The 23,416-nt window shown below is 40.3% G+C and carries 23 protein-coding genes; 6 read left to right on the forward strand and 17 right to left on the reverse strand.

What is annotated here, in order from left to right:
* Nucleotides 1-35: 35 nt before the first annotated feature.
* The 3 genes from AE2B122_RS17745 to AE2B122_RS17755 all read right to left on the reverse strand — a co-directional run bounded on the left by AE2B122_RS17745 (nt 36) and on the right by AE2B122_RS17755 (nt 4,798).
* A complete protein-coding gene (locus tag AE2B122_RS17745; protein WP_175074927.1) occupies nt 36-1,310 on the reverse strand; it encodes an ABC transporter substrate-binding protein in 1,275 nt (424 codons plus the stop codon).
* Between the two features lie 226 nt (nt 1,311-1,536).
* Nucleotides 1,537-3,300 (reverse strand): sensor histidine kinase, encoded by a 1,764-nt coding sequence (locus tag AE2B122_RS17750; RefSeq protein ID WP_175074928.1) that lies wholly within the window; start codon nt 3,298-3,300, stop codon nt 1,537-1,539.
* A gap of 13 nt (nt 3,301-3,313) precedes the next feature.
* Nucleotides 3,314-4,798 carry a response regulator transcription factor gene (locus AE2B122_RS17755; protein WP_175074929.1) on the reverse strand — a complete coding sequence of 495 codons (1,485 nt, stop codon included), beginning with the start codon at nt 4,796-4,798 and terminating at the stop codon, nt 3,314-3,316.
* Nucleotides 4,799-4,984: 186 nt separating this feature from the next.
* Between AE2B122_RS17755 and AE2B122_RS17760 the strand changes: the two genes are divergently transcribed.
* Nucleotides 4,985-5,152, forward strand: coding sequence for a hypothetical protein (locus AE2B122_RS17760; protein ID WP_175074930.1), 168 nt, complete (start codon nt 4,985-4,987; stop codon nt 5,150-5,152).
* A 200-nt stretch (nt 5,153-5,352) separates the two neighbouring features.
* Complete coding sequence (locus AE2B122_RS17765; protein ID WP_254593550.1) at nt 5,353-6,354, forward strand: aldo/keto reductase; 1,002 nt, start codon at nt 5,353-5,355, stop codon at nt 6,352-6,354.
* A 42-nt stretch (nt 6,355-6,396) separates the two neighbouring features.
* Here the strand turns inward: AE2B122_RS17765 and AE2B122_RS17770 are convergent, their stop codons facing one another.
* The 3 genes from AE2B122_RS17770 to AE2B122_RS17780 all read right to left on the reverse strand — a co-directional run bounded on the left by AE2B122_RS17770 (nt 6,397) and on the right by AE2B122_RS17780 (nt 9,652).
* Nucleotides 6,397-7,263 (reverse strand): SDR family oxidoreductase, encoded by an 867-nt coding sequence (locus tag AE2B122_RS17770; protein ID WP_175074932.1) that lies wholly within the window; start codon nt 7,261-7,263, stop codon nt 6,397-6,399.
* Nucleotides 7,264-7,352: 89 nt separating this feature from the next.
* Entirely contained in the window at nt 7,353-8,660 is a 1,308-nt protein-coding gene (locus AE2B122_RS17775) for a CitMHS family transporter (RefSeq protein WP_175074933.1), read from the reverse strand.
* A 122-nt stretch (nt 8,661-8,782) separates the two neighbouring features.
* Nucleotides 8,783-9,652 (reverse strand): LysR family transcriptional regulator, encoded by an 870-nt coding sequence (locus AE2B122_RS17780; RefSeq protein WP_175074934.1) that lies wholly within the window; start codon nt 9,650-9,652, stop codon nt 8,783-8,785.
* 137 nt (nt 9,653-9,789) lie between these two features.
* Between AE2B122_RS17780 and AE2B122_RS17785 the strand changes: the two genes are divergently transcribed.
* A complete protein-coding gene (locus tag AE2B122_RS17785; protein ID WP_175074935.1) occupies nt 9,790-10,920 on the forward strand; it encodes a 2-methylaconitate cis-trans isomerase PrpF family protein in 1,131 nt (376 codons plus the stop codon).
* Between the two features lie 69 nt (nt 10,921-10,989).
* On the opposite strand, the gene AE2B122_RS17790 is transcribed toward AE2B122_RS17785, so the two are convergent.
* The 4 genes from AE2B122_RS17790 to AE2B122_RS17805 all read right to left on the reverse strand — a co-directional run bounded on the left by AE2B122_RS17790 (nt 10,990) and on the right by AE2B122_RS17805 (nt 13,947).
* Nucleotides 10,990-11,424, reverse strand: coding sequence for an NUDIX hydrolase (locus tag AE2B122_RS17790; protein WP_175074936.1), 435 nt, complete (start codon nt 11,422-11,424; stop codon nt 10,990-10,992).
* Nucleotides 11,425-11,531: 107 nt separating this feature from the next.
* Entirely contained in the window at nt 11,532-12,767 is a 1,236-nt protein-coding gene (locus AE2B122_RS17795; protein ID WP_175074937.1) for a Zn-dependent hydrolase, read from the reverse strand.
* Between the two features lie 16 nt (nt 12,768-12,783).
* A complete protein-coding gene (locus tag AE2B122_RS17800; protein ID WP_175074938.1) occupies nt 12,784-13,296 on the reverse strand; it encodes a DUF402 domain-containing protein in 513 nt (170 codons plus the stop codon).
* A 102-nt stretch (nt 13,297-13,398) separates the two neighbouring features.
* Nucleotides 13,399-13,947: an SAM-dependent methyltransferase gene (locus tag AE2B122_RS17805; protein ID WP_175074939.1), complete on the reverse strand. Its 549-nt coding sequence runs from the start codon at nt 13,945-13,947 to the stop codon at nt 13,399-13,401.
* 116 nt (nt 13,948-14,063) lie between these two features.
* Here AE2B122_RS17805 and AE2B122_RS17810 point away from each other — a divergent pair, with 116 nt between their 5' ends.
* Nucleotides 14,064-14,537 carry a GNAT family N-acetyltransferase gene (locus tag AE2B122_RS17810; protein ID WP_175074940.1) on the forward strand — a complete coding sequence of 158 codons (474 nt, stop codon included), beginning with the start codon at nt 14,064-14,066 and terminating at the stop codon, nt 14,535-14,537.
* Between the two features lie 35 nt (nt 14,538-14,572).
* Here the strand turns inward: AE2B122_RS17810 and AE2B122_RS17815 are convergent, their stop codons facing one another.
* The gene (locus tag AE2B122_RS17815) at nt 14,573-14,995 is read right to left on the reverse strand and encodes a DUF3139 domain-containing protein (protein WP_175074941.1); all 423 of its coding nucleotides are present in this window, start codon (nt 14,993-14,995) and stop codon (nt 14,573-14,575) included.
* 315 nt (nt 14,996-15,310) lie between these two features.
* Between AE2B122_RS17815 and AE2B122_RS17820 the strand changes: the two genes are divergently transcribed.
* A complete protein-coding gene (locus tag AE2B122_RS17820) occupies nt 15,311-15,697 on the forward strand; it encodes a hypothetical protein (RefSeq protein ID WP_175074942.1) in 387 nt (128 codons plus the stop codon).
* Between the two features lie 7 nt (nt 15,698-15,704).
* On the opposite strand, the gene AE2B122_RS17825 is transcribed toward AE2B122_RS17820, so the two are convergent.
* Nucleotides 15,705-16,271 (reverse strand): HAD-IA family hydrolase, encoded by a 567-nt coding sequence (locus tag AE2B122_RS17825; protein ID WP_175074943.1) that lies wholly within the window; start codon nt 16,269-16,271, stop codon nt 15,705-15,707.
* Nucleotides 16,272-16,353: 82 nt separating this feature from the next.
* Here AE2B122_RS17825 and AE2B122_RS17830 point away from each other — a divergent pair, with 82 nt between their 5' ends.
* On the forward strand, nt 16,354-17,199 hold the full coding sequence (locus tag AE2B122_RS17830; RefSeq protein WP_175074944.1) for a nucleotidyltransferase: 846 nt from the start codon (nt 16,354-16,356) through the stop codon (nt 17,197-17,199).
* Between the two features lie 110 nt (nt 17,200-17,309).
* Here AE2B122_RS17830 and AE2B122_RS17835 read toward each other — a convergent pair whose 3' ends face one another.
* The 5 genes from AE2B122_RS17835 to AE2B122_RS17855 form a co-directional block, all read right to left on the reverse strand.
* Complete coding sequence (locus tag AE2B122_RS17835; protein ID WP_175074945.1) at nt 17,310-18,332, reverse strand: NADH:flavin oxidoreductase/NADH oxidase; 1,023 nt, start codon at nt 18,330-18,332, stop codon at nt 17,310-17,312.
* Nucleotides 18,333-18,455: 123 nt separating this feature from the next.
* The gene (locus tag AE2B122_RS17840) at nt 18,456-18,878 is read right to left on the reverse strand and encodes a MarR family winged helix-turn-helix transcriptional regulator (protein WP_175074946.1); all 423 of its coding nucleotides are present in this window, start codon (nt 18,876-18,878) and stop codon (nt 18,456-18,458) included.
* A gap of 139 nt (nt 18,879-19,017) precedes the next feature.
* A complete protein-coding gene (locus AE2B122_RS17845; RefSeq protein ID WP_175074947.1) occupies nt 19,018-21,225 on the reverse strand; it encodes an MMPL family transporter in 2,208 nt (735 codons plus the stop codon).
* A 104-nt stretch (nt 21,226-21,329) separates the two neighbouring features.
* Entirely contained in the window at nt 21,330-21,983 is a 654-nt protein-coding gene (locus AE2B122_RS17850) for a response regulator transcription factor (protein WP_175074948.1), read from the reverse strand.
* A complete protein-coding gene (locus AE2B122_RS17855) occupies nt 21,984-23,180 on the reverse strand; it encodes a sensor histidine kinase (protein ID WP_175074949.1) in 1,197 nt (398 codons plus the stop codon). It abuts the gene before it with no gap.
* Nucleotides 23,181-23,416 lie beyond the last annotated feature (236 nt).

Consider the following 23,416-nt stretch of genomic DNA (forward strand, 5'->3'; position numbering starts at 1 on the left):
GCAGCATGTGTTCGCGGCATCCCAGGGCACTTGGATTACTTCGCTTGCTGTTCTGCCAGCGATTGTGCGTTTTCCATCACCGTATCTAAATCTTCGCCCTGCAAATATTTCTGGATTTCATTCGCAAGGATATCCTCGATCACATACGTATGAAGACCGTAATTGACCTGTGGAATTTCTTCTGTCCAAGCTGCGAAATCAGACATTATCTTCTGACCGCCAAAGAATTCATCTTCTGCTTGGTAAGCATCTCCTTCTGCTGCAGGCTGATAGGTTCCGACACCGCCTACTTCTTCAACAAACTGCTGATGGAAATCACCATCGGCACCGAATGTCTGCCCTAAGAATTCAGCTGCTTTTTCTTTACCTGGGATGTTCAGTACATACCAGGAGCTACCGCCCAAGTTTGATGCATTTACTGATTCCATGCCAGGGAGCTTAGGAAACGGTGCTACGGCCCATTTACCTGATTGGGATGCTTCCGCTTTAACGGAAGGTGTGATCCAGTTTCCGCTTGGCAGCATGGAAATGTCTCCATTATTAATCGTGGCAATATACTGACTCCAGTCTGCATGCGGTTTTACCAAGTCTGCATCGATCATTTCCTTATATAGACGGAATGCTTCTTTCAGCGCATCATTATTAGCGATATTCGGTGTTACACCATCTTCCTCCAAATACCACGCACCACTTGTCTGGATCATCATACGCAATAGACCAAGATCTTTTGGATCCTGCGTGATCATTTGCTTGCCTGTAGCATCCTTGACTGCTGTACCAATTTCAATCACTTTCTCCCAATCAGCATCCTGTAGATCATCGATGCTGTAGCCTGCTTCTTCCAAGTAGTCAGTTCGTACATACAAACCAGCTACACCAGAATCGAAAGGAACTCCATACTGCTTGCCTTCGAAGCTAGTTGGCGGCTGTTTGTACTTTGCAAAGTCATCGATTGAGATTGCATCGTCTACCGCGTAAAACATATCCGGATAAGACTGCAAGAAGCTTTGTGCACGATAGTCCTCAATCAAAACGACGTTCGGAAGACCTTTCGTTGTCCCAGAGCTGAGACTTGTGTTCAGCTTTTGGATGATATCATCCTGTGCGTACTCGATAATTTCCACATTCAGCTCACTGTTTTCTTCTTGATAAGCTGTTTTCGCGAGCTCCGCTGCTTTTATATTGAAGTTTGGATCCCATGCCCAAACTTTGATATCGTTCGTATCTGCATCTGCTTCCGAGCCGGAACCCGAAGAACACGCAGACAGAACGAGCAAACTAATAAATAAAAGTGCTAAAAACTTCTTCATCGTGTTTACCCCCTTATTTTTGTAAGCGCTGTCTTTCTGATTAAATCTTAGCATGCGTCCGCTATCTTCTGTTAGGAATTTATTGAGTCATACTAGGATTTAATCTCTATATTGATAACGCTTTCATTATGATGGATTAGGATTATTTTTTGTTATTTGTATTTTCTCTCTTGTTTTTTCTTATACCGCTCCCTAAAGTCGACAGTGTAGACGGCCAGCTATGGTATTAAATTACATCTCTTTCATCTTCTTTTACTGCAGGCAGTCTTAAGCTCACTTTCGTACCCTGCCCTGTCTCACTGGTGATGGACACACCATAATCTGTCCCATATAGAAGCTGCATTCGTTCATGCACATTTTTAACTCCGATACCGGAAAACAGTTGTCGATTGCGGTTCGTATTGGGCAGATCTTTACAAGCTGCCATCCCATCGCCATCATCGGCTATTTCACATACAAGATCGTCTGCTTCTTTCCATACAAGCACCGAAATTGTACCTTTAGCCTTTTTATTGAAAGCATGGAAAAATGAGTTCTCGATAAAAGGCTGCAATATCAGCTTCGGAATAAGATAGTCCAAACAATCCGGAGACACCATGAACTGTACCTGAATCCTCTCCCCGTATCTTTTTTGATTGATTAGCACATAGTTTTTTAAATTCTGTAGTTCCAACTCTACGGTAACTGATTCATCAACGTTGCCGATTGTATTTTGCAAAAGCGTAATGAATGCATCAATCGTTTTTTCAGCTTCTTCTCTTTCCCCCATCATGACCAGGAACTTGATGGAAGCCATTGTATTATAGAGGAAATGCGGATTAATTTGCTGCTGCAATGCAGCCAGCTCAGCATGGCGCTGCTGTTTTTGCGCTTCGATGAGTTTTTCTACATACACTTGTAGTTCATCCATCATGCTGTTGAAAGCAAGACCAATTTGGTTTGTTTCGTATGTACCTTCATATACGAGGCGCCGCTTGAGTCCTTTCTGTGGTACTGCTTCAATGTCTTTAACAAGTTTCGATAGGGAGTTGGTCAGCCGCTTCGTAACAAGGAAAACAATGATTAGCGCAAGAACAACAACACCTATAAGCAATAATGCAATTTGCTTTGTATCAATCAGATTGCCTACAGCGGTCTGCTTATCCACCATATTTATAAGGTACATATCAAAATAAGGCAGATATTCTGCCAGTATAATTTGATTTGTATCCTGAAACTTGACCTCCCGGTATGTTTCTCCGTCAGTTTGCATATTCTCCGCTTCCTGACTAAGCTCTGGAAGCGATTGTCCAATTACATTCGTTAAACTGCTTGAGACCACTTTGCCGTTTTGATCCAGCACATAAAAATCATTCCCCGGCTTTACATAGTCTGTGTAAAAGGAACGCAACTGCCCCTCTTTAATCGGAAAGTACACCGCACCATAGGATTGATCTGTTTCCCGATCAAGTAGAGCCTTCGCCGCGATCACGTAATTATCAGATGCTTCTCGTGAATCCTGAAAATAAAGCAGCTTGTTCGGCTCCTTGATAATCGTTTCCGTAATGTCATGGTTACGAATATCTGTTGGATTAGTAGGCCAATACGTAAAGTTCGTCCTGTATGAGATTGCATCCTGATCAGCGATTGCAATTTCTACGTTTTGATCACCTAGCTGTTCCCGTAGATGATCAATTTGGCTCATCACGAGGTAAAGACTCATGATACGCTCATTATCCGGCTCCTTCTCTGATAAATAAGCCTCAATTGTGCTGCTCTGACCGATATCAGTAGCAGCCATTACAATGCTGTAATTCAACTCCTCGAAATCATATTGAATTTGATCGATTATTTGCGAATTGGTGATGCTGAACTTCTCAACGAAGAATTGTTCAGCCATTCGAATCGTCGTAAGTATTACGGTGATAGCTACTAAAATAATAAGTGCAACTGTTATAAGGAACATCTTCATAAACAGGCCATTAGGCTGAAGCTGGTCTTTAATCTTCATCAGCTATTCCTCCTCAGCTCATTATCCGTTTTCGCCGGTATTGCGAAGGAGAATAGCTCGTTTGCTTTTTAAAAACACGACAAAAATAACTATGATCTGAGAAACCGACCTGCTCACTGATCTTTGAGATAGGGATATCGTTTTGTCTAAGCAAGGTAATAGCTGCCTCAATCCGGACACGATTAAGATACTCGCTGAACCCCTCCTTACTATTCGCGGAAAAATAATTAGATAAATAAGAAGGGCTGAAATGGAAATGGTTCGCAATATCAGATAATGATAACGATTCATGATAATGCGCCTTGATATAGTCTGTTAGTTTCCGCATATGTCCCTGTCCTTCTTCTGTTTCCACAATCCGCTTTACTTCCTTCAAGAATGATTCAACCGTCTGATTGGCTGCATAAACATCAGTTGACTGGCCGACTTGTTGGAAATACGTATACTTCTTTTTCTCCAGCTCCTCAGTCTGATAATTCATATTGCCAAGCAGTACAATTAAATTGAACATAATATTATTGAGAAATGCTTTATATTCGACGATATCTTGTTGATAATCAAGCACCATCTGCCCGATATGTTCTTCTAAATAAGAAAAAGCCTCTTGAAAATTGTCCCTCTTGCACTCTTCAATAAAGCGATCTAATTGAAACACCTTTCTCTCACCAGGCGGAAGCGGCAAGATATCTTCAGACAGATACAACTTCTCCGGAAAGAAGAACCGATAACTCTCCAACTTTTCAATTTCCTTTTGCTTTCCTTTCAGTTCTAAAAGGTCATCGAAAGCTCCCGTACTGCATACAGAACTTGATTTAGGTAATCGTGAAAATACATCTTCACTAAACATTTGGTTGCCATTCCACAAGTAAATATGCAGATTTGAAGTTGTTAAAATTGATGTCAGGTTTCCATCTTGATTAGCTATATATTCATGGAACGGGTTACCTGTTTTATCAGCTTCAAGACTATAGCTTAGTACTTGAAAATACTTATATGGAAAATAAGATGTTTCTTCTTCCTCAAAAGAGACATCTGTTCCCTCATAAAGACATCTTAATTTATCCTTTAATGTTTGCTCATGCTCTCCCTCACTGCTGAGATGAAACCCTTCCAATTGTCCTGCCGCAAGGCGCAGAGCCTTTAGCAACACTTCTGCATTCAGCTTTGGTTTAAGAATATAGTCGATAACTCCGTTCTGAAAAGCACTTCTTACATAATCGAATTCACTGAAGCTGCTCAATACGATCAGTCCGATATGCGGATATTTTTCATTTACAATCCTCGTCAAAGCTTCTCCGTCCATAATCGGCATGACGACATCTGTAATAACAATGTGCGGGTTCAGCGATTCGATCAGTTCCAAAGCTTCTTTTCCGTTTGAAGCCTCCCCTACTATTGTGAACCCTTCCTTCTCCCAATTCAGATAATGTTTGATACCTTGTCGGATAAGAATTTCATCATCGACAATTAATGTCCTGCACAATCCCTTTGTATCCAAAATGCATGACACCCCTTTATCAAGTCTCTGCTTGACCCTTGTTGGAAAGCGCTTTCTTTTATAGTGTTCCGGATCTTAACATTTGTCAAGGTGAGATAGCTTGAACATGCTCTGAATAACACGTTTTGTTAGTAAATTATGATAAGATGAATATAACCTATTTTTTCCAAAAGGGAGAGATGACTGTTGACACTGCGGGAACGACGGAGAAAACGAAAAAGGGAAGCTGATCCGAATCACAAATGGGATATTCTCGATATTCTGCTTTGGATACCAGAGCTACTATTTTTGCCTTTTCGCTTACTTCTATGGATCGGCCGCGGCATTTTGCGTTTATTCCAAATCGGACCTTAAAAAGGAGAAAATCTATGGAAAATACCATCATGCTCTTGATTATAATCTTAGCAATTGGCAGTACTATCTATTTCGGTATCCGCTCACTATTCCGGCGTTTTGGCCCTAAATGATAACCTTGCTCATGTGTTTTGTTTTCCAAAAGACGGGAACACAATTTCCAAAAGCACATGAGAAAGGAATGACTTAACTTGAAGAAAGTGACACTTGGAACAAGTGATTTGGAAGTAACACAAATTGCTTTAGGAACATGGGCCATGGGAGGATATTTGTGGCAGCGTGAACCAGATGAGGACAGTGCCAAACATACCGTCCATGCTGCACTCGACCAAGGCATCAATTTAATCGATACTGCCCCTGATTATGGGCTCGGAAGATCAGAGGAATTTATCGGCAAAGCACTGCAGGAATCAAGCATACCTCGTGACAAGCTCGTCCTGGCCGGAAAGCCTGGAGTCAATTGGACTGATGACAAGCAACTGTTCCGTGATATGCGTCCAGAAAATGTGGAAAAGGAACTGGATCTGACCCTGAAGCGCTTAGGAACTGATTATCTGGATCTATATCAAGTGCATTGGTCTGACCATGAAATTCCTATGGAAGAGCTCGCCAGCGTTATGAACAACTTATACAAAAAAGGTAAAATTCGAGCTATCGGAGTCAGTAATTTTACACCACAGGAAATGGAAGCCTTCCAGCAAGAAGCACCACTTCATGTCACGCAAAATCAGTTCAACATGCTGCAGCGCGGCCTATGGGATTGGTTTGATTACGCAAAACAGCATAATATCGGCGGTTTAGCCTGGGGACCAATGGCACATGGCTTGCTGGCAGGGGCACTAACGAAGTCCACTACATTTTCAGAAGATGACTTCCGTTCTTCACACCCATTATTTGAAAGTGGCAAATTCGAAGCAGTCCTTGATGCGGTCGAGCAATTGAAGAACTTTGCCGCGAGCCGTGATAAGACAATCGCTCAATTAGCGATGCGCTGGGTACTTGAACAGGACGGGGTGGATGTAGCTATCTGGGGTGCATATACGCCAGATCAGCTGGATGAAGTCACAGGTGTTGAGGACTTGACTCTCAACAAGGAAAATCTGCTTGCCATCGACCAAATCCTGAAGCTGCATATTGACGATTGGAGTGCCAACTATCTGGATGCTTATGCACCAGCAGAACGATCTCAAGTAAATGCATAAAAAAGAAGCACCAGCAAAACAGCTGGTGCTATCTTCATACAATCAGGATGATGTCCACTGTCCTCCATTGATATGAATCGTCTGCCCTGTCATATAGGAGCTCTCATCAGAAGCAAGCATCACATAAGGCCATGCGTGTTCAGAAGGTTGACCTGGTCGTCCCATCAAGTTGCTTTGTCCGAAGTTTTCAATATGATTTGCCGGAATGGAAACTGGGATAAGCGGTGTCCAAACTGGACCAGGTGCAACAGAATTCGCACGGATTCCTTTACTTGCCAGGCTCTGCGCAATACTGCGAATCCAAGCTGTTATTGCACCTTTCGTTGCCGAGTAATCCATGAAGATGGCATTGCCCTGAAAAGCATTGATGGAAGAAGTCGCTATGATGGAATCACCTTCCTTCATATGTTTGACACTCGCCTTCGTCAAATAGAACAAAGGATAGAAGTTTGTGCGGAACACTTCATCAAATTGTGCACTTGAGATATCCAGCACATCGTCAACTACATATTGGATAGCAGCATTGCTCACCAAGATATTAAGCTTGCCAAACTCCGCAACTGTCTTCTCTACTAAATCGACACAATGCGCTTCATCTTTGATATCACCGGGCAGCAGCAAGCATTTTCTACCTTCTGCTTCAACCAAGCGCTTCGTCTCTTCTGCGTCCTCTTGTTCATCAAAATAGGAGATAGCAACATCTGCGCCTTCTTTCGCATACAAAATCGCTACCGCACGACCAATCCCGGAATCACCACCCGTGATCAGAGCCGCCTTATCCTGCAGCCGACCTGCTCCTTTGTAATTATGTGGCTGATGCGGCAGCGGCTCCATCCGTGCTTCAATACCAGGCTGCCGATCCTGTTCCTGTTTTGGCGTACCGTCTGTTTGCATATCTTTTGGTTCCATGATCAAGTCTCCTTTACTGAAGTTATGTCATGGATACTTGTTCCACTTTTGAGTGATGATGAAACAGTAGTATAAAGACCCGTACAAATCTATTTAAATGTGATTGCCCCTGTTACGATTGCCACTAGGATAATAAATAAAGAAGTTAAAACAGCCCACTTGACTGCATATCGCTGAAATGCACCAAGATCAATTTTCAACATGCTGACAAGAAGTATTGTAGAAGCTACAAGCGGACTCATAAGATGCACCGGCTGCCCTAAGATGGAGGCCCTGGCAATTTCAATAGGATCAACCCCAAAAGCAGAAGCAGCCTCAGCAAATATAGGTACCATCCCGAAATAATAAGCATCATTTGAAAGGACAAAGGTTAATGGAAGACTTGTGATAGCGACAACCACCGGGAAAAGTTCACCCATGGAAGGAGGAACGATTGCAACAATAGAACCTGCTATTGCATTGACCATTTCTGTTCCAGAGAGAATTCCGGCGAATACGCCTGCTGCAAATACAAGTAATACAACTGTGATTGCATTGCTAGCGTGTTCAGCAATACGTTCTTTTTGTATCTGGATATTTGGGTAATTGATTGATAGAGCCAACACAAAACCTATGAGGAAAAGTACAGCAGGATGCATGATCCCCATAACTAGCAATACCAAAATAGCTATAACAAGGAACAAATTAATCCAGCGCAGCTTTGGCCGTTTCAATAAATCTCCTTCTAATGCCGCCGCCATATATGGTTCAGATTCATAGGAATTAGTCCCGATTTGCGTTACACCTATACGTTTCCGCTCTTTAATCCCTAGCATAAAGGCTGTAAAGATAACGAAAATGATACCTCCCAGCAGCGTTGGTAGAAGCGGAACAAAGAATTCAGAAGGATCCAATCCTAGTACCGCGATCGCTCTAGTTGCTGGACCTCCCCAAGGAGTCATACCGCTGATAATACTCAAAGCAAGCATCGCAACTGTTGCCATAACCAATGGATTCATACCAATCCGTTTATACAAAGGCAGCATTGCAGAAACAGTAATCATATAAGTGGTCGTCCCGTCTCCGTCCAATGCAATTAGCATTGCCAGTACAGCTGATCCAATCGCAATTTTGACTGGGTCTCCCTTTACTACTGCGAGAATCTTCTTAATCAAAGGATCGAATAGCCCAGCATCAATAAGGATTCCGAAAAAAAGAATAGCGAATAACAGTAAGGCCGCTGAACTGGCAACGGTTTGGAGTCCATCTAAAATCATATCCCCAAGACTTCCTCCAAAACCTCCAATTATAGCAAAGAAAATCGGTGTAACCGTCAAGGCTACAATGGGAGACAGCTTTTTAGACATAATCAGTACAGTAAATACGATCATCATTGAAAACCCTAATATCGTCAGCATGTTAATTCCCCTCTCTTTGAATACGCTTTCATTTACTTTTGTGAAGAAGCATTTGACATAGCATATTACATAGCAGGAGATAAGTTAAATATAACTATTTTTGCAAAACTCATAAGTATTTTTTATATTGTTACATGCTGTTCTTGTTTCAGAAAACCGATGAACGCCTTCACCACTTGAAGATCGAGAGATTTAGGGTCATACATCAACCATGTTTCACGAAGCAATGGCTCTTTCTTTTCATTTGTCAGACCGATACGGTATAGCTGATCGGATTCACGGAGGCAGATTTCAGGAACTATCGAATAACCTAAACCGTGTTTAACCATCTCTTTACACGTTTCCTGCCGATCCACTTCCATTGCTGTAAGCGGTGCATGCTGTAAATGCTCATGTATCCATCCATCAATGATCGTTTTCAAGGACGTATCAGTATTGTATTTAATGAAAGGAAGAAGAGGCAGCTGCCCAATACTGATTTGCTGTTTAGAAATCACATAAAGTTGTTCTCTTGTCAGAATTTCCTTCACTCCTTGCCAACGATGGTTTCCGCGCAGTATACCTAAGTGCACATCCCCCTCATCCAGTAATTTCATCACTCTTGTACTCCAACCAGTCTGTACATTGTATTGGACATTCGGATAGACAGAAGAGAATTTCGCCAGCAATCCTGGCAGCTTATATTGAGCAAAGTTACTAGAAACTGCTAACCGAAGCGTGCCTTGAACCTCTTCTCCTAAGTTCGCTAATGCATCTTTCGTTTCTTTAAGCTTTCGCAACATTTCCACTGCATACTCAGAAAGATACTCTCCCTCAGCGGTCAACATGATTCCTCTGTTACGTTTGGTAAAAAGCTTTACATGAAAATTCTCCTCAATCTTTTGAATTCGGTATGTCAATGAAGGCTGAGAAGTGAATAACCGTTCCGCGGCTTTCGTTACACTCTTTTCTTCACCTAATAGCTTTAATAAGATCCAATCTTTCTCATCCATTGCTCACCCTCCTAGGTACTTTCTCATAGTTATAAAATAAATTTTAACTTTATGAAAAATAATTATATTTTATTTTATCAACAATCCAGACTATGCTGTCAGTATAAACTACTTCATCCCCAAAAGGACGTGAGCTGATGGAAAAGATTCGTATTGTTTACATGCGCGGCGGCACCAGTAAAGGAGTTTTTCTTCATGAAACAGACATGCCTGCTGAAAGGGAGAACTGGACACCTTTTCTGCTCGATTTAATGGGCAGCCCCGACAAACGGCAAATTGATGGATTGGGAGGCGCCAATTCACTAACCAGCAAAGCTGCCATTATAAGAAAAGCAGAGTCGGATAAAGACTTTGATGTCTACTATACTTTCGCTCAGGTAAGTATTACAGATGAAACGGTGGATATGAACGGAAACTGCGGCAATATCTCTTCTGCCGTTGGTCCCTTTGCAATCCAGGAAGGACTTGTCTCTGCCACCGAGCCAATCACGACTGTTAGGATATGGAATACGAATACTCAAAAGTTGATTCTTGCCGAAGTAGCTGTTAAAGATGGTGACGTTCAAATAACGGGTTCGACAGCCATACCCGGAGTACCTGGTTATGGCTCGGAAATAGCTTTGACATTTTGTCATGCCGAAGGATCCGTAACAGGTGAGTTACTACCTACCGGAAATGTTACTGATGTACTTGAGACGAGCTTTGGCAGCATCGTCTGTTCTATCGTTGATGCTGCCAACCCTTTAGTTTTTGTAGAAGCTGCAAAACTTGGAATAGAAGAAACCATTCTGCCAGATTCCTTCACAGAAACCGACCTACAACGGTGCGAGGAAATACGTTCAGTTGCCGCTGAACTTTGTGGATTTACCTCTAGAGATAAAGCTACTAAGCTATCTCCCGCAGTACCAAAACTTGCATTGATAGGAAAAGCAAAAGCCTATACTGATACAAACAAGAACCTTTACTCCACTCACGATATGGATATCCATCTACGTATGTTATCGATGCAAAGACCTCATGAAGCACTTGCAATAACTGGCGCAATTTGCACCACTGCAGCATGCGCTATTCCTGGAACATTGCCCCATACGTTAGCAAAGAAAACAACGGGAAGCTTGCGCATTGCCCATCCATCCGGCATTACCGAGACTGCGTATGCCAGCTTGTCAGAGATAAAGGTAATCCGTACAGCCAGAAGGATTCTTGAGGGGACTGCATATGTAAAGCAGAACTATAACTTTAAAGAAGTTATTGCATCAAAGAATTAAAAAAGCTGTCAATAATGACAGCTTTTCCTTTGTCTTGATTGAACACTCTTGGTCAGATTGCCTTGAACACTAGACTCCTGTCGTAAAGGTGAGCTTGTTCGCAGCTAGTTTAATATTTTCTTTCAAGTAGGAAGGGGCATCTTTATATACCAGTATCTCCTCCGTTGTCATCCACATCACTTCTCCTACCTCCTCTTGGCTCTTTGCATAAGGTTCACCTGTTACGTGCTGACAAAGAAAAACAATATCAATAACGTGTGTCCCCTTACCCGTAACAAAAGAGGAGCTGTTCACATAAATAAGGTCATCTACTTCAATGCCTACTTCTTCATAGATTTCACGCTTCAGCGATCTTTCCAATATATCAGAGGACATGCCTTCCAAGTCACACTTACCACCAACCATGGATAGGCATCCTGCCGCATGCTCTTCTTTTTCACTCCTTCTGATCATCAACCACTTACCTTCTTGATTGATAGCGCCTTCTACATTGACAACAAACATCGAGAATCCCCCTTATAACTCTCTCTTTTTTTGTAAGTAATAGCATTTATCAAGTATGATATAAAAGAAAACTTAGGGCGTAACTATTAGATTCCTAAGACAGTTTCTCAATGAATATGACCTGCCCATTTTAGAACTTCCATTTCCAATAAGCTAACGCCTATACCAATCTGCTCAATTTCTGTATATTCGTTACGATGGTGACTTAAGCCGTTCTTGGAAGGAACAAAGATTAATCCTGTAGCACAAAGCATCGCCATATTCATCGCATCATGTCCAGCTCCACTCGACATATGCATATATGTATATCCTTTTTGCTCACAGCTTTCAGCCAAGGATTGAATAACTTCTTTATTAAGATTGATAGGATGCTCATGACTCAACTCTTTATATTCGATACTAATATTGCGCTTCTCCTCTACTTGTTTAATTGAAGTAAATAATTCTTCAATAACTCTATTCTTTGAATCAAGAGAAGTTCCTCGTATGTCGATTTTCATTGTCGCTAAATCTGGTATCACATTCATTGATCCAGGTTTTACTTCACATGCACCTACTGTTGCCACCGTTCCATTACCAGATTCTTTTCTAGCGGTATGCTCCAGTTGCAATGCTATTTCCGCCGCACCCAAAAAGGCGTCCTTTCGATAGTGCATTGGTGTTGTTCCTGAGTGTGATGCTTGTCCTTTTATATTTATTTCAAATCGTGTAGGCGCAGCAATTCCTGTAACTATGCCAATCTGTTTTAATTGCTTTTCTAATACTGGTCCCTGTTCGATATGCAATTCAAAGAACACTTTAAAGTCCTGTTTCTTACGAATACTTCTTTCTATCTCATTGAAGTTAAGGGAACATTCAGAAAATATATCGGATATATATTTCCCTTCACTATCCCTAAGATCAGCTAAAGAATCATTTTCTAATAAACCAGCCATTGCCTTGCTACCTATTGTAGAAACACCAAATCTTGAAGATTCTTCACATGCAAAAGCAATGATCTCAATGGGATGTTTTGTTTCAATCCCTTTATCATTCAAGCTGCGAATGACCTCAAGAGCTGCGATAACACCTAATGTACCATCATATCTCCCACCTTGGATCACTGTATCTAAATGGGAACCGCATGCTACGACCGGAAGATCAGGATTACTGCCTTCCCTACGTGCTATCACATTTCCACAAGTATCAATTCGAACATCCATTCCTTCTTGTCTACAAAGGTTGCTAAAAAGTTCGGCTGCTTGTCGCTCTTCTTTAGAATAGGCTAAGCGTGTTACTCCCTCTTTTGAATGACCAAATTGATTAATTTCATGTAATGTCTTCTCTAAACGTTTCAAATCCATATTTCCCCTCCGGTATTTACAATGTATAATGTGCTTTTACTATTCCCAGTCCACTTCCATCAAATGGAAACGAATTTTCATTTATTTTCTTTTGTAATACATCCAATGACTTTAAAGCATATTCTTTTAATTCAGCAGGATAACCATACTTTACACTGTTGCTCTCAAATTCATCTTCATCGACAACCACCCAGTCTTCATTTCTTCCTTTCACTAAATCCAGATCTAAATCCACAAAACTAAGTTGATTACCATCAAGCATAGAAGGCATCGCAATATTGCAGTAATACGAGCGTATTTTTCCTTCCTCAATCTCCATGGCTACTGTAAAACCTTCTTTCAAAAAGAAGTACTCAATCGACCTGACATCTATTGTAAAGGTTGTATTTTTCGTATGGTGTTTCATCTCTCTGCCACTTTCACAAAGCACCATCACATACTCTGGCGTTCTTTTCAATAAGCGACCTTTCCATTCATAGTGCGGAATATCGGGATATTTCAATGATTTCATATGTATCACTTTATTCATAGGTACTCTCTCCTAGTCTATTGTATGTATTACTGGTGGTGATATTGTCTTCTTTAAGATTTTCATTACCCTACTCTATCTAGACATTAAATTTACCTTCTATCACAACTTAATAGCATCTATTATAAGTGAAGGAGCAACTATTTTTTCACCTTGGTTTCTAGGGTCATACTTCTTGGATCGAAAGATGAATCCATCCGCTCCCTCCCAGGCATTTTGATGAAAGTGTCCCTCTTCATCAAAATACTCAAGCAGCTTAACCTTAAATCCAGCAGCTTCGAACATCTTTGTTAACGACTTATAGTTATATACTATTTTATGACTGGCAGCCGAATGGTCTTCTGGTCCAGGTCCTCCAACCTTTACAATATTTTGGTAAGCTTTATCCGGAAAATAACCATCGGGAACAGCACATCGAATATAGCCAGAAGACTGTAGATAACATAAGCAAATCTTCGTTGCTTCTAAGCCTTCCTCATAAGTGAGATGTTCCCATACATGCTCAGCTAAGATTGCCTTTATGGAACCTTTACTAAACCTGCTTTGCCATGTTTTTTCGTCTAATAAATTCAATTCTTCCTCTTGTGTATGTATCCAATTAGGATTATTCATGTATGGACCAGCCCCAATAACTACTCTTATTTCGTTCATAGCAACTTCCCCTTCAATAAAGGATAATTTAGTAATTATATTTTTTGGAATATTATATAAAATTAGTCTATCATAGTTTTAAGTATATGAAATAATTAGAAAGAGGTCTTACTCTTATGGAATTCTCTTTTCGAAAACGAACAACTGAGGATATTAATGAGATCATTACATGGACTTACGAAGGAATTTATTCTTTTTACGACAACAATATACAGCGAGAAAAGATAGACTCTCTTAAACAAAGTATCCACTCAGATCAAGCATTTTCTGTTATTGACGAAAAAGGGAATTTAGCTGGCAATTGTGAGTTTTATAATGTGCAAGAAGATGATAATGAAATTTTAGTAGTCGGACTACAAATGAAACCTTCGCTGACGGGTCAAGGTCATGGCTCAAAATTCTCCAAGGCAATCATTGAACAAGGCAGAGAACTGTTTAAGTATGACCATCTTGAATTAGCAGTTGCAGACTTTAATAAACGAGCTATAAGAACATACGAAAAAGAAGGTTTTGTAAAGAGAGGAGAATTTGAAAATACAATTAGAGGAAATTCTTATAATTTTATTATTATGGCTAAAGATTGGAACTGATAAAGAAGGAAACCATCTGAGGTTCCTTCTTTATCTCATCGATTTTCCAAGTGATTAATGCAAGTGCTCTCACTATGTTCAGTCGGACCAGATGAGATGAGGAAAGAGTCTTGTATATCAGTTGCTTCTATCTCTTTCTCGCAATATTGAACAATGTTCTTGCCGTGACGCTTCACACCATATGTATAAGTAACAGTCGGTTCGTCCTTGAAACGAACCATATAACCATCTGTATAAATGTCATTGTTTATGCGGTAGTTAGGTAAAACCCAATGATCTTCAAGCAGATCACCTTTCGTATAGCCCTGTGCCTCAAGATGTGCGGGAACTTGTTTTTCCGTCCAATAGCGTGTGTAGGGATTCCCGTTGTTTAGCAAATAGATGACTACAAATGGGAAGCTGACAAACAGTAACAAAACAGCGCCTGTCCCTAAGAACCACCACCGATATTTCTTCAATACATAGCACTCCTTCAATATGACCTACAGCTCCTGCGATGGTTTCTCTCTCAACTTTAAATTTCTTTTTCCCGCGTGGCATTATAGGTACTTAAATCAACTATTGGCTTAGACACTTTTTCTCTCTCTTAAGCGATTATAGCTATATCTAGATTCTCTGATAATTGTTCCAGGAAGCTATTCACCAAATGGTAATTTCTGATAAAATCAGTTTATCATAGACTACGTTCTGGCAGCTTTTTAAATTAGCATTTTTACTATCTGTTAATAAACTACAGGAACATTTACAACAAACTTAGATTGGGGGAAGAAACATTGGATGACTTTCATTCTTTCATTAATCGGTATTTATCAAAGTGGAAAGCTGCTGATTTAATCTTTATGGAAATAGTAATTGATGAAACATTCCAAGGGATTGAAGTAAGAGATGGAGTCACTTCTACACATGGTAAGGAAGCGTCGGTTGCAGGATGGAAGCAAGCCTTTGAATATTTTAAGGATAAAGAAATGGAATGGATCTTAACTCCAATCACTATCCTGCCGCTCAATTCAAAAGAAGTCATGGCTATTGTCAGGGCAACCATGACTCTTGAAGGAAAATTAATCAATACATCTAACCTATTCTTCCAAACGTTTAGGAGGAAAAATGGAGAATGGAAGTTAATACGTACTTACGAAGAAACTGGTGTTTCAAACATATGATTTCTCTTTACTTAGCGACTAAAACACTAAAAAAATCAGCGTAATCCTGTAGATGATAATCGGCTATGCTGCTTTTTCCCTGATACATGCAAGTTGAGATGCCTAGTTCTTTAGCAGGCAGCAGGTCTAAATCTCTATCACCAATGACTAAGTCTATACCATGTCTTGTATGCAAATGCTTATACGCTGAAGGGTCAGGCTTACGAGGGAAACCATCATCGATTGTTACTATGTCAGCAAAGTACTTCTCCCATCCGTAATGCTGTAGTATGGCTAAAACACCCTCCCTATGCTTATGGGTCATGATCACATTCTTAGTCGCATACTCCAATATCTCTTCAACATGATCAAATGGTTTTAAATCCTTTGGCAATAACTTTTTTATGCGACCTTTTATTTCTGCTTCATTGTCTATAGAAACATCATAGTACTCTATTGCATGAGAATACGAAACTTTTAACTTCCTATAAATATCTTCCTTATCAATTCCTTCTCCTAAAACAGAAGAAAGGACATTGGTATAAGCAGGATATGTATCAAATAAGGTCCCATCAAAGTCCCAAAGTATGTTCAAGTAAATCACCCTCTTTATAAATTTTGTTCCTTATTTTCCTACTATCTATAAATAAATTTATCACAATAAAAGGAGCTATACATTGACACATATAAAAAATATCGGGCATTTTTGTCTGAATGATTCTGATGGTTACATAATAAATGATGCAAACATAGAGAAAATCGATTCTAACTTCTACACATTAATTGAAAAGGTAGTCAAAATTTATAGACGTCAGTTGGGAGCTGACTTACATAGTGTATATATCAGAGGTTCAATTCCACGTGGTTTAGGTATTTTAGGTGTTTCTGATCTAGATACGATATGCGTCACTACTAAAAAAATAAGTGATATAGAATTAGGATGGGTTAAAAGTGCAGAAGAAGAATTAAACAAAGAATTCAAATGTGTTAACGGCGTTGAAATGAGCTTTTTTTATCTGGATGATATTTGTAATACTAGTACATTTTCCATCATACCTTTTATGATCAAAACTCATAGTATATGCGCCTTCGGTGAAAATCTAAGTGATCAATTACCTTATTATAAAGCTGATAGAAATCTGGCAAATGAGCATATTATCAATTTAAAAGACCATATTGTGCAAGCAAAAGAGGATCTTAGAGGTAATGAGGATAAAGAAGATATTTTAGACTGTTGTGTTTGGATTATGAAAATTATCATTAGGGCTGGGCTAGCATTAGCAATGGAAGAAGAAAAACAATATACCCGAGACCTATATCCAGCATATGAAGCATTCTCAAGATATTATCCTGAGGAAAAAGAGAAGATGCTGCAAGCTCTTCAGTATGCAATAAACCCAACTCATAATACGGATGAATTAATCCTTTACTTAAATGATATGGGAGTATGGATGATGGAAGCGTCAGAAAAGTGGTTATCACGTCACAATCCACGTAAGGAACGTAATATGCTAATTAATTAATGAATTATAGTCAATTATTATCTTTATAGCTGCTCCTCTTACTCGTGTTCACAATCTATCATCAGATATTAAAATATGCCCCAATTATTATAGGGGCACATTGAAAAAAATTAGAATCCAGCTTCATACTGTTTCGGTACGATATTTTCTTTTCTCAACAACTTGGCAGCTTCCAAAGTCCAATATGGATTTCTGAGCATTCCTCTTCCAACTTGTACAAGATCTGCTTCTTCATTTCCGATAACTGCATTGGCCAATATTGGATCATCTAGTCTGCCGACGGCCATTACCGGAACTTGAAGTGCTTCTTTAATTTGACGTGCTAATGGAACTTGGTAAGCTGCATGTGTACCAGGTCTTCCCCAAGCAGCAATTTGTCCTTCACCGCCGGAGGAAATGTCAAACACGTCTGCACCTGCATCTTTGTAAGCTTTAGAGAATTCGATACTTTCCTCGATGTCATAGCCGCCTTCCACATATTCTTTTGCTGAGATTCGCATAATCAATGGCATATCGACTGGCATTTCTGCTTTTGCTGCTTCGATAACTTCACGACCGAATTTAGTAAGGTCCTGTCCATATTCATCATCACGCTTATTCGTTAACGGAGAATGGAATTGGTGAATAAGATAACCGTGAGCACCATGAATTTCGATTGCATCGAACCCAGCCTGTACCGCACGTCTTACAGCTAAGCGGAATTTCTCGACCATCCCTTTCACTTCTTCTGTTGTAAGGGCTCTTGGTGTTTTGGAATTCTCGTCAAATGGTATCGCGGATGGTGCCACAGGTTCAGCTGCATCTTCTGCTTTACGTCCAGCGTGAGCGATCTGGATGCCGATTTTTGCTCCATGGCTATGTACAGCCTCTACAATTTTTGCAAGAGCCGGAACTTGCTCATCAGACCATAAACCTAAATCATAATCCGTGATTCTACCATCCGGCTCCACATCTGTCATTTCAACAATAATAAATCCTGTACCGCCAACTGCTCTGCTGACATAATGAAGATAATGCCAGTCATTAGCAATTCCATCTTTCTTTTCTACCGAATACTGGCACATCGGCGGCATGACAACTCTGTTTTTCAGCTCTAGATTTTTTATTTTATAAGTACTAAACAAATTTTGCATGTTGAAAACTCCTTAGCCATAAATTATATGCATAACGCATGCATTTAATTTATCGTTTTAAATTAACTCTGTCAAATGAAAGGCATATAAAAAAGCACCCTATCAGGTGCTTTTTTATATATCTTATAATTTCTCCAGTAATTGCTTAAGTATGTGTTCAGAGTCAACTTGAGCAAAATTAGTGCTTATTACTTCCTGAAACGTTTGGAGACCACCCTGCAGTTTGTTCTCTCCTAGTTCTGTCATCTGTGTATACGTACCTCTACGATCATCTGTACACACGTGCTTCTGCAATGCACCGCAGCTGCTAGCTTCCATATTCGCAACCAATCTGGAAAGCGCGCTTTGACTTAACCCGATCAATTCTTGGAGCTGCTGCAAACGAAGTTTCTTTTCAGGAGCCTTGGATAAATAGTACAATACATAAAATTCTTTAATCGATAAATTGTATTCTTTTTGCAGAACCGTTTCCAGGTCCTTCTTTATCTTCAATTGTAAATTATCAAGAGCCAACCAATAATCCATGAATTCATGGTTTGTATTCATAAGATATTCCACCTATTCTAATCTCGAATGCTATACATGTTACTATACTGGAATTGAAAGGGCAGCTCAAATTTATTTAATGACTAAAATGCAAAACAGATCATGTATATGTACATGATCTGTTTTGCAGATAACTTACTTAATTAGACTTGTAATGTTTCCGTTCAGCAGATTCTTTTTCATTTAGTTCACTTAGTTTCTCAGACAGCTTATGTCCTTCGATATCTACATTCGGAATTATTCTATCCAGCCATTTTGGCAGGTACCAAGTAGCATGTCCCATTAGCTTCATTATTGCCGGGATAAGTGCCAAGCGAACGATGAATGCATCGAACAACACACCAAACGTCAGAGCTAGTCCCATTGACTTGATCATTGTATCTCCTGCAAAAATAAATCCAGCAAATACAAAGATCATGATCAAACCTGCAGCTGTTACGACAGGACCACTATACTTGAGACCCGCTAAAATGGATCTTACCGGATCCTTGGTGATTGTATATTCTTCGTGCATGCGGCTAACAAGGAATACTTGATAGTCCATTGCTAAACCAAACAGAATACCTATGACCAGAATTGGCAGAAATGCCAAAATTGGACCCTCTTGCGGAATACCGAGCATGCTATTCAAATATCCATCCTGCAAAATAAACACGGAAAAACCTAATGTCGCAGTCATAGTGAGTAAGAATCCAGCTACTGCGGTAAGGGGTACTAATAAGGAACGGAATACAATCATCAGCAAAATAAACGCAAATCCAACAATGATTACAGCAAAGATAGGTATGGCATCATTCAACTTTTCAGCAATATCAATGTTGATGGCAGTCAGGCCAGTAACACGGAAACCTATATCCTCTCCGCCGTCATTTAACGAGAGCTCTCGAATATCATGGACAAGGTCGGCTGTGCCACTATCATTTGGACCAGTTTCCGGTATCACGTTAATGATGGCATACTTTCCACTTTCGTTAGGCACGGCAGGTGTTACTTGACTTACATTATCCAATCTGCCAATCTCTTCTGTAGCTTTTACGAACTGTGCTGACTGATCACCGCTCGTACCGGAAGCATCAACCAAAACAGCTAATGGTCCGTTAAAGCCCTCACCAAAGCCGTCCGACAGCATGTCATAGGCTTGACGTGCCGTATCGTCTTCTGCCTTCATCCCATCGTCAGGTAAACCTAACTGCATATCCATTGCTGGGATGCTGATTACTACCAAAATCACAATGCTGATAATCGCAACAAGCAAAGGCTGCTTTATAACAAACCGGCCCCAAGCGTTCGAGTTAGTTTGTTCCTTATTATTTTTGCCTGATTTACTTAGCAGACGATTCTTCTTCTCTATTCTTCTGCCAACAAGGGCCAATACTGCTGGGCCAGCTGTAATGGACACAAGCACTGCGAAAAGCACACTTAATGCAGCCGTAATCCCCATTGCTGCAAGGAATGGAATACCTACTACAGTCAAACCACACAAGGCAACAATGACTGTCAGCCCTGCAAATATTACTGCTCCCCCTGCTGTCCCATTAGCCCTTGCAATAGATTCGTTAATGTCAATTCCATCTCTCACCTGCTGTTTATGCTTAGAGAAGATGAACAGTGCATAATCTATACCAACAGCTAAGCCGATCATCACGGAGAGTGACAAACTGAATGATGTGATGTCGAAGATACTAGCACCAATCAGTGTTACTCCAATGCTAGCAATCAACCCGAGTAATGCATTCAAAATCGGTAATCCGGCTACAACAAAAGATGCAAAGGTGATGCTAAGTACAATAAAGGCCATTACGATACCGATCACCTCGGAGATTCCTCCGATTTCCACTTCTGTCGGTATGATGTCGCCTTTCATAGCCACTTGCAGCCCTTTGTCCTCAGCAAGTTTAATACTATCCTCAGCATGCTCCAGGGAAGATTCCGGAAGATCGGCAGCAGCTTCCTTATAGGAGATATCAGCATAAGCAACAGTTCCATCTGCATTTATAGTCTGTGCTTCGAATGGACTTGCTGCCGATTCTACTTCTTCATCTTCCATTATCTTATCCAGTACTTCGCTGATTGCTTGCTGGGAAGTTTCAGATGTTAGATTCTCGTTATCTTCTGCTCCAAACACAATCCTTAGCGATCCAGCATCCGGTCCACTTGGGAATTCATCCTTCAATAATGTGTTTGCTTCCTCTGATGGTGTGCCCGGTATAGTCATATCACCGGAAAAAGACGGCTTTAAAAGAAAAGCAGAAATAAAGATGATTGCAATTAATGCAACCCATACTGCAAGAACAGTCTTTTTATGCAATGCACTCCATTTTCCTAATCTATATAACAATGTTGACATAAAAATCTCCCTTCTAATTTTCGAACCTGAATATCTTACTCCATTCATACTAAAGGAGAGGAAATAAAAAAAACGTACGTTTGGGCAGTACGTTTTTAAAAATCCTAAAATTTATTATAGTTAAGGTGAATCAAACCAGATTCAATGGCTACAGCAACCGCTTCCGTTCGGGAATCCACACCCATTTTATTAAAGATAGCAGTTAACCTTGATTTTACTGTCCTTTCCGAAACACCCATATCAAAGGCGATATCCTTGCTCGTCGTCCCTCTGGCTACGGCTTGTAAAATTATGATTTCCATTCGGGAAAGCTGGGCTTTTTCTTTTTCATTCCGCCGTTTCTCCTGATAATTGCGGATTCGCTTCATCATGTCCTCTCCTATGAGCGTCTCCCCATTTATTGCAGCATCCATGGAATGAAACAAAGATTTGAGACTAGTATCTTTTAGAAGATAGCCTTTTGCTCCTAAAGCAAACCCTTCGGCCAGCAATTGATCTTCATTATAAGTTGTAAGAATGATAATAGGCAGCTTAGGGTGAGTGACAGATAGTTTACGGATTGCTTCCATACCGCTCATGACAGGCATGTACAGATCCATCAATATAATATCTGGATCTAATTCATTTACAAGCTGGATTGCATCTGCCCCGTTTCCAGCTTCGCCTATGGTTTTATAATTTTCATTTGTTTCTATGAGCAGTTTCAGTCCTTCTCTTACGACTACATGATCATCTGCGATGAGTACTTTATACGCCATTTAACCCTCTCCATTCTCCGGAATGCTCACTGTCACTGTTGTACCTTCGCTCAATATGCTGCTAATGTATATCTCTCCGCCCAAAATCCTTACACGTTCTTTCATACCAATTAAGCCATAATGACCTTGCTTGTTTGAGACTTCTTCCAAGTCAAACCCAACACCATTATCCTCAATCTTTAAATGAATAAAATTATCCAGAGTGCCTGTAATAGAGACAGACACTTCGCTTGCCTTGCTATACCTCGCAATATTCAAAAGACATTCACTGACGATTCTAGAGAAATGCTCAGTGATTTTCGGTGATAATGACTGCACGACTGCATAATCTAAACTGCAAGGTATACCTGTTGCAATCGTAAACTGTTGGGTATTCTCTCGCAGGATATACTCCAAATCGATGTTTTCCTCGTGTAAACGCAAGTCATCAATTACAATTCTAGAATCTGCCAATACGGAGCTTGCACCTTTCATGGCCAGTTGTACTATTTGCTGCGCACGCTCCTGATTTCCATTAGAGAGGTGGGCATTAATAGCTTCAAGCTGCATTTTAATACCGGCAATTCCTTGTGCCAGCGTATCATGCAAATCACGTGCCATCCGCTGCCGCTCACTATATAGCGTTAGATTCTCCACCTGGTGATGTACCTCTTCCAGTTCCTGCAGAATATGCTGTGTTCTTATTCTTGCATTCACTTGCTTGAAGAAGATTGCAGCATAGGCAACGATAATTACAGTAGCAGGAATAGCCACAATGAAGTAGAACAACAAATTTTCTTTTGGCAAAATGATGACTGACGCAATTAAAGAAAGCCCTGCTAATATAAGAAAGAAAGCTCCCCTTTTTTGCCCAGTCATTCCGACTACCTGACCTAACAGCAAAGGAAATAATGCGATAATTGTCGCATACATGTCATACATAAAAAAGGCGCTGCCATAAACGATCAAGCCCTGAACTATGAAGTATATCCAAGCTCTTCTCGGCAAGAATCGGTTTGAAAACCAATATAATATACTAAAGACAATTATTAGTATGCTGAATGAAGCATAGTGCAGGAAAGAGCTGCCGCCTTCTATTTGCAGAAATAGAGAAGCATTAAAAGCAACGAAAATCCAAATCAATCCCGGTATTCTTGCTGCGACCATATTATTATTTTCTTGTTTTATATTATTTTGCGTATACACAAGATTGTCCATTTATTTTCTCCTAAGATATCCTTAAAGGTAGTATGCACCATTCCAGGGTGTTCTGTCTTTCCCGTTCGGGCATTTTACTCTAGAGTTTTCAGCTTCTAGCCTAATCACAGCTGCTATAACTACTAAATATATCTAAGCTTACGTTATTTAAGCATACAAAAAAGAGAAGGATTCGGGACTGACCCCCTAGGCTGAGACAAATAAAAAACACCTTCAAGCTTGAAAACGGATCGTTG

This window comes from Terribacillus sp. AE2B 122, assembly GCF_902497585.1.
Taxonomy (GTDB): domain Bacteria; phylum Bacillota; class Bacilli; order Bacillales; family Amphibacillaceae; genus Terribacillus; species Terribacillus saccharophilus_A.